The following is a 10903-nucleotide window of genomic DNA, read 5'->3' as shown; positions in this document are numbered from 1 at the left end:
AAAGTTTGTTCCAAACTCCAAACTCCAAACTCCAAACTCCAAACTCCAAACTCCAAACTCCTTACTTCTTTACAACTTCAACCGCCTTGGTTACCACATCGTCATAACGGGTGCTGACCTCATAGAAGCCCTGGGTGCGCCAGCGGAACCGGGCCAGGTAGGCTTTCATTTGCTCTTTGATTTCTTCTTTATCCCGGGCCGGAATCTTTTTCAGGTTGATGCTGTCCTTGGAGGCGTACTGAACCAGTTGGGTCCAGGCAGTTTCCAGGTTATTGTATTGGGCAGCAAACTGGGCAGGCGTTTTATACTGCATCAACTGTGGCTTGTTTTGCATGTAGTATTGGTATACAAAATTGTTGAACCGGCCGTCCAGGTATAAACGGGTAACGCTACGCGACAGTAAGCTGGTATCTATGGGCACAAAAGCATCGGGCACTATTCCCCCACCGCCATATACGGTGCGGCCCCCTTTGGTTTTGTAAGCTTTTTTGGTGGTATTGTGAATGGAATCTGCAGTCAGCATTTCGCCAGAGTGATAGCGGTCGTAGATCTCTTCCATGTACACTTTCTTACCCTGATCGTAGGGGCGCTGTATGCTACGGCCCGAAGGCGTGTAGTAGCGCGAAACCGTCAGGCGGATGGCCGAACCGTCGCTCAGCACATATTGTTCCTGTACCAGGCCCTTACCGAAAGTACGGCGGCCAACAATGCTGGCCCGGTCCCAATCCTGGAGGGCACCGGCTACTATTTCGCTGGCTGATGCCGACAATTCATCTACAAGTACCACCAGTTTACCTTTTTCAAAAACCCCTTCTTTCTTAGCTCGGTATTCCTGCCTCGGTGTGTTGGTACCTTCTGTGTACACAATCAGTTTGTCGCCATCCAGAAACTCGTCGGCAATATTTACGGCCTGGCTCATCAGTCCACCACCATTACCACGCAGGTCAAAGATCAGCGACTGCATTTTCTGGGCCTGGAGCTTTTCCATGGCCTCCATAAACTCGCGGTACGTGGTTTCTGCAAACTTGTTGATCTTGATATAACCAGTAATGCTGTCGAGCATCAAAGCGGCATCAAGCGAGGGTAGGGGAATGGTACCCCGGGTAGGAGCAAGCGTAATTTTTTTATCTGCCCGAACAATGGTCAGCTTTACCTGGGTGCCAGCTTTACCGCGAATCATGCGCCGGATATCATCTGAAGGCATGGTTTTGCTTACCACGTTGCTGTCGTTTACCGCCACTATACGATCGCCGATCTGCATGCCAGCCTTGTCGCCAGGACCGTTGGGTATAACGTACAGTACATTTACCGTATCGGAAAAAATATTGAACTCCACGCCAATGCCATCGAAGTTGCCGATCAGGTCCTCATTGGCCTCATTGAAGTCGGTGGCCGGAATATAAACGGAGTGTGGGTCGAGGTGTCCCATGAGCCCTTCCATGGCACTGTCTTGCAGGGCGCCGATTTTCACGGAATCAACGTACCGGTCTTGAATAAGGTCCAATGCTTCCTGCAGTGCACTGCGCTTGTCGCGCTTGAAAAAGCCCTGAGTGCTGCCGGTTCGCTGGTGGAGCTTGAAACCAAAAAACATCCCCGAGATCATCACCACCGACAAAATCAGGGGCAACCAAACCTGTAATTTTTTTCTCGTCATCCTTTGTGCTTGCTAGGTAAACGTAAATTAGCCCGCAAATTAACTTATTTACCGCGCCTCCGGCCTTCTTTGCCCAATTCAACAATACTTTAAGTTCCACATATGCAGCCACTTACCCTGATTGCCGACAGCGGCTCTACAAAAGCGGAATGGCGCCTACCGGCTCCCCGTAAAAAATCGGTCTATACGCAAGGCATCAGCCCTTACTTTCTTAATACCCAGCAAATTGTAGAATTACTCCAGGCTGAGTTGCTGCCCCAGTTGAAAAAAGCCGAAGTGGAACAGGTGTACTATTATGGTACGGGCTGCGCCAACCCGGAGAATGCAAAAAGCATCAAAAAAGCCCTGCAGACTGTTTTTCCCCAGGCAAGCATTACTGTTGATACCGACTTGATGGCTGCCGCACGGGCAGGATGTGGCCATGAAAAAGGGCTTGCCTGTATACTCGGTACGGGTTCCAACTCCTGTTATTTCAACGGCAAAAAGATTACGCGCAACAGCCCGGGTTTAGGTTATGTGCTGGGCGATGAAGGCAGTGGCGCCTACCTGGGCAAAAAAGTCCTGCAATATTACCTGTACGAAACCTTCGATGAAGAACTGCGTGCCCGTTTTGACGCTACTTTTTCTACTAACCGGGTGGACATACTGGACCAGGTATATAAAAAGCCATTGCCCAACAGGTACCTGTCCAGCTTTACGCCTTTTCTGGCGGAGAACAGGGGGCATTATATGATCGAAAACATCATTGAAGACGGTTTGAATGATTTCTTTTTCCAACACCTCAACCGCTTCCCGGAAGTTTGGAAGTACCCGGTACATTTTGTGGGCGGGGTGGCATGGGGTTTTCGCGATGTGGTACTGGAACTTTGCAAAAGCTATGGTTTCGATGCGGGCAGGATCCTGAAGAACCCAATGGAAGGGCTGGTCAGTTACCACCAGCAATGAGCTGGCTATGTGAAGCACTTCCTTTACGGATTCAATTTGCACAAAATTGAAATGCTAATCTTTTTCGCAAACCCTTATTTTTCCATGGAAAGAGCTGGCTATTTGCCGAAATTTGCAGGATCATTTTAAAACAAAAGATTGCTGCCTGAGCGACTGAAACAAGGGCTGCTATCTTTCCTGAGGATCACCAATGCACGATATAGAACCATATTACAATTGGCGGCATATATATACCAGTGAGGAGGACGAGCGGTCGCCATTTTATCGTCGGCAGTATTCAGAATTTGAATTTACTGCTACGGTATATAACTATTATATACACCCGCAGTGGGATGATTTCGGGAGCCGTACCCTGTACCTTAAAGTTTTACTGGCCGATTATGAAGAGCAATATGTAGTGATTGAACTGATAGGCGAGTGGAACGATGCCATTGAAAATGATATTATGACCCTGAAGCGTGATGTGATTGATGAATTTGAACACCAGGGCATTACCAAGTTCATCCTCATTGCAGAGAATGTACTCAACTTTCATAGTGGCGATAAGGACTATTACCAGGAGTGGTTTGAAGAAGTAACAGATGAACAGGGCTGGATCGTATGCCTCAATATGCCAGAGGCAACGCAATACGATTTCCGGAAAGCCAAGATCAATTATTATATAGAACTCAAAGAGCTTTCCAATTGGCGAACTTACAAACCCTTCCATTTGTTTAAGCTCATCGATGATGAACAGAACAGAAGAATTACCATCTGATTTTCCTGTTTCATTTTAATGTAAAATTTTATGGAGAGCGCCCCGTACATTTGCGCTGAATTTTTTCAACACTTCTGCTGTTAATATGAAATGGTCTTACTTCTTTACATCGGCTGTTGGTAGGAAAATCGTAATGGGCCTCACTGGTCTTTTCCTGATTGGTTTCCTGGTGATTCACGTTGGTCTGAATGCGTGCATTTTCGCTGATCTTCCTTTCCTCAATCCAAGTGATAACGGTGAGATGTTCAACAGGGCAGCTCATTTCATGGGTTCCACCATTGTTACCCGTATCCTGGAGCTCGTATTGTTTGCAGGTTTTATCCTCCACATCATCCAGGGTTACCAACTGGAAATTCAAAACCGCAAACGCCGTGGCACTGCTTATTCCGTAGGCCTTGGCAACAGGGGTTCCAAATGGTATAGCCGCAGCATGGGTTTGCTGGGTACCCTCATTTTCCTATTCCTGATCGTACACATCAGTGCTTTCTGGGTTCCTTCACGCATTACCCACGACCTGGCTCCTGTAGCTTATGGCAATGGTGTTGAAATGCACAACCTCTACCTGCGCATGTTCGAGGTTTTCCAAAGCCCGCTGATTGTGCTGCTGTACCTTGTTGCGTGCGCATCGCTGTGCTTCCACCTGCTGCATGGCTTCCAGAGTGCCTTCCGCACCATGGGTGTACACAACAAGAAATACCTGACCATGCTGAAGAGCCTGGGATATGGATTTGCCGTGGTAGTATCGGTGCTTTTTGCCCTGATGCCCATTGCCATGCACTTCCAGTGGATCAAGCCCGACTAAGACAAGATATTCGGTGCGGCCTGCCCATGGCTACAGGCAACAACATTTGGGTTTGGGGTGCACCGATTTTTGTTTGACAATTGCCGCGAAAGCACATAAAACGTTGAACAGCAACAACTTTCACAGCAATTTTTGATCTTTAAACACGGTTGATTGTTATAGATACGTTTGGTTCACTGTACCTTACAGTGACCGGTATCAACTCTATTATTCGTTAATTGCAATTTGACGTATGCTGAACGCAAAAATTCCTGATGGGCCTTTAGAAAAGAAATGGGAGGACTACAAAGGACACGTAAAACTGGTAAACCCCGCCAACAAGCGCAAGCTGGAAGTAATCATCATCGGTACCGGTTTGGCCGGCGCCTCTGCTGCTGCTTCCCTGGGCGAACTGGGTTATAAGGTTAAAGCTTTCTGCTTCCAGGATTCTCCCCGCCGTGCGCACTCCATTGCAGCGCAGGGTGGCATTAATGCTGCAAAAAATTACCAGAACGACGGCGATTCCGTGTTCCGCCTTTTTTACGATACCATCAAGGGTGGCGACTACCGTGCCCGTGAAGGCAACGTACACCGCCTTGCCGAGGTGAGTACCAATATCATTGACCAGTGCGTGGCGCAGGGTGTTCCCTTTGCCCGCGAATATGGCGGCCTGCTCTCCAACCGTTCTTTCGGCGGTACCCAGGTACAGCGTACCTTCTATGCCGCAGGCCAGACAGGCCAGCAGCTGCTGATTGGCGCTTACCAGGCCTTGGAGCGCCAGGTAGCTTTGGGCAACGTAAAAATGTATACCCGTCACGAGATGCTGGAAATCGTAATGGTGGAAGGCAAGGCCCGTGGCATCATTGCCCGCAACCTGGTAACAGGTGAACTGGAGCGTCATGCCGGCCACGCCGTACTGATCTGCTCTGGTGGTTATGGCAACGTGTTCTACCTGAGCACCAACGCCATGGGTTCCAATGTTACCGCAGCCTGGAAAGCTCACCGCAAGGGTGCCCATTTTGCAAACCCCTGCTTTACCCAGATTCACCCCACCTGTATCCCCGTAACCGGCGAGCACCAGTCGAAGCTGACCCTGATGTCGGAATCGCTGCGTAATGATGGCCGGATTTGGGTGCCCAAGAAAAAGGGCGATGACCGCCGAGCCGACCAGATTCCAGAAGACGAACGCGATTACTACCTCGAAAGAAGATATCCTGCCTTTGGTAACCTCGTACCCCGCGACGTAGCCAGCCGCGCCGCCAAAGAGCGTTGCGACGCCGGCTATGGTGTAGGTACTTCCAAGCAGGCCGTTTACCTCGATTATGCCGACGCCATCCTGCGTTATGGCCGCATCGAAGCAGGTAAGCGCAATCTCTCCGGCACATCCGATGCGCAGATCATTGCCATGGGCAAAGAGGTTGTAAAAGAGAAATATGGTAACCTTTTCGACATGTACGAAAAAATTACCGGCGAAAACCCTTACGAAGTGCCCATGCGCATTTACCCAGCGGTACACTATACCATGGGTGGCCTATGGGTGGATTACGAGCTGATGACTGCCATCCCCGGCCTCTATGCCCTGGGTGAAGCCAACTTCTCCGATCACGGTGCCAACCGCCTCGGTGCCTCTGCGCTGATGCAGGGCCTGGCTGATGGCTACTTCGTTATTCCTTACACCATTGGCAACTACCTGGCTGAAGAAATCCGGAGTGGCGCACTCACTACCAACCAACCCGCATTCGACGAAGCAGAAAAATCTGTTCGCGAACGACTGGAAACGCTGATGAGCATCAAGGGTACCGAAACGGTGGAAACAATGCACAAGCGTCTGGGTAAAATCATGTGGGACAAATGCGGTATGGCCCGAAACAAACAAGGCCTCACCGAAGCCATTGAAGAAATCCGCCAGCTGCGCAAAGAGTTCTGGAGCAATATCCGCATTCCCGGCAAGATCAACGACTTTAACCCCGAACTGGATAAAGCTGGCCGTGTTGCCGACTTTATTGAACTGGGTGAGTTGATGTGTATTGATGCCCTCAACCGCGAGGAAAGCTGTGGTGGTCACTTCCGCGAAGAGCACCAAACCGAAGATGGTGAAGCCCTGCGCCACGATGACCAGTACATGTATGTGGCTGCCTGGAAATCGGTAGGTACCCACGAATGGCAGTTGGAAAAAGAACCCCTGGATTACGAGGTGGTAAAACCCAGCCAGCGTTCGTACAAGTAAGCTATTTGTTAATAATAACAAAGGGCTTTTAAGTTGATCAAGATCAACCAGTTCTTTAAATAAATAGATTTGATTTGCGTGGCTTTTTTGCAGCGGCACAAATCAAATCCAAATTTCAATAATCAACAAAATGCCATCGGCTACAGTTCGTGCCGGATGGTGTGTGCGATTCTATATGGAACACTACAACATGAACCTGACGCTGAAAGTATGGCGCCAGGATAACAAAAACGCCCAAGGTCGATTTGAAACTTATCCTGTAAAAGATGTCTCTTCAGAGATGTCCTTTCTTGAAGTTATCGACCTGTTGAACGACCGCCTTGTAAAAGAGGGCGGCGATCCCATCGCTTTTGACCATGACTGCCGGGAAGGTATCTGTGGTATGTGCTCCATGTACATCAATGGCCGCCCCCATGGTCCATGGCACGCCACCACCACCTGCCAGCTGCACATGCGTGCCTTTAAAGATGGCGATACCGTGGTGGTAGAACCCTGGCGTGCACAGGCTTTCCCAGTGATCAAAGACCTGGTTACGGATCGCTCTGCTTTCGACCGTCTGGTTCAGGCCGGAGGTTTTGTTTCGGTAAATACCGGTAATGCAGTTGATGGTAACGCCATTCCCGTGAATAAGGACAACGCTGATGCTTCTTTTGCCGCAGCTTCCTGCATCGCCTGTGGCGCTTGTGTGGCAGCCTGTAAAAATGCTTCTGCATCCCTTTTCTTGGCTGCAAAGGTTTCGCACCTGGCATTGTTGCCCCAGGGTCAGCCAGAGCGTAAAAGCCGTGTGCTGAGCATGGTGGCCCAGATGGATAAGGAAGGTTTTGGATCCTGCACCTTTACCGGTGCCTGCGAGGCTGTTTGCCCCAAGGAGATTTCCATTACCAATATCTCGCGCATGCACAAGGACTACCTTTTTGCCGGTGTAGCTGCCGACAAATAAGTGTTTCTACATATTTGATTGAAGCCGGCAAATGCCGGCTTTTTCTTTTTTCAATAGGCCCGACTTAAAGGGCCTTGGTTTCAAATAGGTCTTTGGGGGTTGGATTGCCAGAACTTTGCGGATCAACCTACCCGCTTGAAACCAACTGGCTTTATCCTGCTGTGCTGCCTGCTGGCATGCAGTTCCGTAAGGATTTATGGCCAGGCTTTATCTGTAATGGACCCAACATACCGGGTAAAGTTTCTGCCCACAAAGCCTGACCGCCTTAAATTGGATAGCTTGTGGCTGGTACCCGGTTCACTCCAGGTAGGCGGTGTTGCGGACAGCTTCTATATCCTTGACCCTTTCACAGCCACCCTAAGGTGGAAGCAAAAACCACCGGCAGATTCGGTTTTGATACAATACCATGTGTGGAATACAAAGCTTGGAACCATACAGAAGCGGCACAGCTACGACAGCCTCCTGGATCAAACCCTGGTAGGCTCCCCAGCACTTGCAAAAGCAGAAAAACAACAAAGGGATTGGGGCAAGCTGCGGTATAGCGGCAGTTTTGAACGCGGGCTATCCATGGGCAATGCCCAAAGTGCGGCGCTCCAATCCAACTTCAACCTGCAACTGGAAGGGTGGTTGCCAGATAGCACCGCCATTCAGGCGGCCTTATCAGATAATAATTTGCCCCTCCAGCCGGATGGCACCACCCGGCAGCTGAATGAATGGGACCAGGTTTACCTTCGGTTTCAAAAAAAGAACTGGGACCTGCAGCTGGGAGACCAGGACCTGAAAGCAGACCAGCTCTACTTTCTACACTTCAGCAAACGCCTGCAGGGATTAACTTTTTCCTCCAGGCAGCAATTTGCCGCAAAAACCAAAGGCCAGACAAAGCTGAGTAGCGCTTTAGCAAAAGGAAAATTTCACCGCAATACGTTACAGACTTCCGATGGCAACCAGGGTCCCTACCGGCTTTCAGGCGCCAATAACGAAACTTATTTTTTTGTTCTGGCTAATTCAGAACAGGTATTTGTAGATGGACAAAAGCTGGAAAGAGGAGCGGATCGCGACTATTTGATTAATTACAATGCGGCAGAAATAACCTTTATGCCGCGGAAGCTGATCACCCGCGATAGCCGCATACAGGTGGAATTTGAATACGCCGACCGCAATTATCTCAACACCAATCTATACCTACAGCAAACAGTAGCACAAGGCAAAAAACTGGCGGTAAGCTTTGCCTTTTACCAAAATAGGGATGCACCAAATAATCCCATCAACCAAATCCTTACAGCAGGACAAAAGCAGTTCCTGCAACAACTTGCTGCAACCGAGGGGATGGCCTTTTACCCTTCTGCTTACCCTGATAGCGTAGGCACCGGAAAAGTATTGTACGAAAGAGTTGTGCTGCCCGGCCCAACAGCTGATACCATCTACCGGTATACTGCCGGTACCAGCCGGCAACGGTATGCGGTTGCCTTTACCGACCTGGGGCAGGGAAATGGGAACTACCTGCCCGATCAAAATGGGCTAAATGGAAAGGTTTACCGCTATGTACCGCCTGTAAACAGCATAAAGCAGGGCCGCTTTGAACCGGTTCAGGTAATGGTGCCGCCGAAACAACACCGGGTTGCAAGCTTATCTGCAGCCTACAGATGGAATGATCAAAATGCAATAGAAACGGAGCTGGCCTGGAGTCATTACAACCCTAATTTTTTTGCCCCAAAAAGTGCTAAAGACATACCCGCAACAGCAGCCCGTATGTATTACCGGAACCAAACCCGGCTGGGCAAGGGTTTACAAATGGAATCAAAGGTTAGGGCCGAATACCTGGCTGCAGCTTATAAGCCTGTAGAAAGATTGAGGAGTGTAGAATTCAGCAGGGCATGGGGGCTTCCTACTTTCTCTAAACCAATGCAGGAACGTTGGTTGGAATTGGTAACTACAGTGCAGAATAGGAGGGATGCTCTATTTAAATACCAATATAGCTTGTTGCAAAGAGGCAGGGATTATGCAGGGATGCAACAGGAAGTGACGCACCATGGCAAGCTGCGCAATTGGCAATTTACATCCGGTGCCCAGTGGACCCGCTTTAAGTCAGGAGCCAATAAAGGTTTGTACTGGCACCCTCAAATGGAGGTGCAAAAAACCTTTTTCCATGATGATGGGATACAACTGTTGCTGCGCTACGAAGCAGAACAAAGCAAAACCTCGACAGATGCCGGGGACAGCCTTACCAGGGAGCGTTTTGCTTATTACAGTTACGGCCTTACCCTCCGCAACAGCGAGAAAAAGTTGAACCGTTTTGCCTTCAGCATCAACAGTCGCACCAATAGCATACCGCAACAAACGATAAGCAGGCAGCCAGACAGGAGTTATACGATAAACCTCCAGGCTGATTTATACAAAAACCCAAACCGCCAATTGAACGTACAGGCTACTTACCGGCAGGTGCAGCCTATGGAAAAAAGTTCCACCCAGCCTGCTGGCCACAACCTCTTGGCAAGGGCTGCTTACCAGTTCAGGGAATGGAATGGCCTGGTTTCCGGCTCCGCATTATACGAACTGGGTAATGGACAGGAACCCAAAAGAGAACGTACTTATTATGAAGTACCAGCTGGTCAGGGTGAATACACCTGGATGGATTATAACAACGACGGCCTGCAACAACTCAATGAATTTGAAACGGCCCGCTTCCGCGACCATGCACGTTATGCCAGGTTATGGATACCCACAAATGAGTACCTGAAAACGGGTTTTGCCACCTGGAATTACGTGCTTACCGTTGATCCTGGTATGCTTGAAAAAGCACTTAAGTCAGGAGCCCTTCTTACCCGCTTTTTGCTTAACAGCGCTTTGCAGGCAAATACAAAAACAATCGCTAACCATTATCCGGCATGGAACCCTTTTCCGAAACCGGGTACCGATACCTCCCTGATCAGTGTAAATACGCATCTCACCAACAATCTATCCTTTAACCGGCAGCAGCCCGGCTGGGGGCTCGACCTGGAGCAAACGCAAAGCCAGGTAAGGGCTTTCCTCAATTATGGTATGGAAACCAACCGCCAGGAGGAATGGCGGCTCAAGGGGCGAACCAGAATAACCAGGATCCTGCACTTCGACCTGCGGTTGCAGGCAGGCAACCAAAAGTTGATGACCCCTGCATTTGCCAACCGCAATTACCAGGTTTTTCACCGGCATATAGAACCCCGGATCGCGCTGGTCCGGTCTACCAGTTTCAGGCTGCAGGGCGCATACAGGTATGCGCAAAAAAAGAGCAAACAACAATCAGGACAGGAAGCGCTAAAAGCACAGGTGATGGAGTTGGATTGCAGGTACAGTATACTCCAAAACAGCATGCTGACCAGCAGGATTAGCTACCACCATATTTCCTACGATGGTCCTACAAATACCAGTCTCGCCTACACCATGCTGGAAGGCTTGATGCCCGGCAAAAACCTGGTTTGGCAATCAGATTTCACCCAGCGATTAGCCAATAATATCGAAATCAACTTTAGCTACGAAGGCCGGAAAGCGGCCTCAGCTGCAATGGTTCATACCGGGCGGGCTTCAGTACGTGCTGTGTTCTAAATTGTTTGTATTAAATACAG

General features: G+C 49.5%; 7 protein-coding genes. 6 read left to right on the top strand and 1 reads right to left on the bottom strand.

The window, feature by feature from the left end; genetic code table 11:
* Positions 1-61 precede the first annotated feature (61 nt).
* Positions 62-1654: a S41 family peptidase gene (locus BUE76_RS13705; protein ID WP_073039517.1), complete on the bottom strand. Its 1593-nt coding sequence runs from the start codon at positions 1652-1654 to the stop codon at positions 62-64.
* A gap of 102 nt (positions 1655-1756) precedes the next feature.
* Here BUE76_RS13705 and BUE76_RS13700 point away from each other — a divergent pair, with 102 nt between their 5' ends.
* The 6 genes from BUE76_RS13700 (at position 1757) to BUE76_RS13675 (ending at position 10883) form a co-directional block, all read left to right on the top strand.
* A complete protein-coding gene (locus BUE76_RS13700) occupies positions 1757-2599 on the top strand; it encodes an N-acetylglucosamine kinase (protein WP_073039519.1) in 843 nt (280 codons plus the stop codon).
* 190 nt (positions 2600-2789) lie between these two features.
* The gene (locus BUE76_RS13695) at positions 2790-3356 is read left to right on the top strand and encodes a hypothetical protein (protein WP_073039521.1); all 567 of its coding nucleotides are present in this window, start codon (positions 2790-2792) and stop codon (positions 3354-3356) included.
* Between the two features lie 85 nt (positions 3357-3441).
* Positions 3442-4158, top strand: a complete 717-nt coding sequence (locus BUE76_RS13690; RefSeq protein WP_073039523.1) for a succinate dehydrogenase cytochrome b subunit — start codon at positions 3442-3444, stop codon at positions 4156-4158.
* A gap of 232 nt (positions 4159-4390) precedes the next feature.
* Positions 4391-6364 (top strand): fumarate reductase/succinate dehydrogenase flavoprotein subunit, encoded by a 1974-nt coding sequence (locus BUE76_RS13685; protein WP_073039525.1) that lies wholly within the window; start codon positions 4391-4393, stop codon positions 6362-6364.
* 190 nt (positions 6365-6554) lie between these two features.
* The gene (locus BUE76_RS13680) at positions 6555-7304 is read left to right on the top strand and encodes a succinate dehydrogenase/fumarate reductase iron-sulfur subunit (RefSeq protein WP_245798274.1); all 750 of its coding nucleotides are present in this window, start codon (positions 6555-6557) and stop codon (positions 7302-7304) included.
* 135 nt (positions 7305-7439) lie between these two features.
* Positions 7440-10883: a hypothetical protein gene (locus BUE76_RS13675; RefSeq protein WP_083596323.1), complete on the top strand. Its 3444-nt coding sequence runs from the start codon at positions 7440-7442 to the stop codon at positions 10881-10883.
* Positions 10884-10903 lie beyond the last annotated feature (20 nt).

The organism is Cnuella takakiae (assembly GCF_001953305.1).
GTDB lineage: Bacteria > Bacteroidota > Bacteroidia > Chitinophagales > Chitinophagaceae > Flavisolibacter > Flavisolibacter takakiae.
This window is presented reverse-complemented; position numbering and strand designations above follow the sequence as displayed.

Bases quoted from the DNA above. Each gene is read 5' to 3' on its own strand.
- BUE76_RS13685 (WP_073039525.1), top strand. From the start codon at position 4,391: ATGCTGAACGCAAAAATTCCTGATGGGCCTTTAGAAAAGAAATGGGAG.
- BUE76_RS13680 (WP_245798274.1), top strand. From the start codon at position 6,555: ATGAACCTGACGCTGAAAGTATGGCGCCAGGATAACAAAAACGCCCAA.
- BUE76_RS13690 (WP_073039523.1), top strand. From the start codon at position 3,442: ATGAAATGGTCTTACTTCTTTACATCGGCTGTTGGTAGGAAAATCGTA.
- BUE76_RS13695 (WP_073039521.1), top strand. From the start codon at position 2,790: ATGCACGATATAGAACCATATTACAATTGGCGGCATATATATACCAGT.
- BUE76_RS13705 (WP_073039517.1), bottom strand. From the start codon at position 1,654: ATGACGAGAAAAAAATTACAGGTTTGGTTGCCCCTGATTTTGTCGGTG.
- BUE76_RS13700 (WP_073039519.1), top strand. From the start codon at position 1,757: ATGCAGCCACTTACCCTGATTGCCGACAGCGGCTCTACAAAAGCGGAA.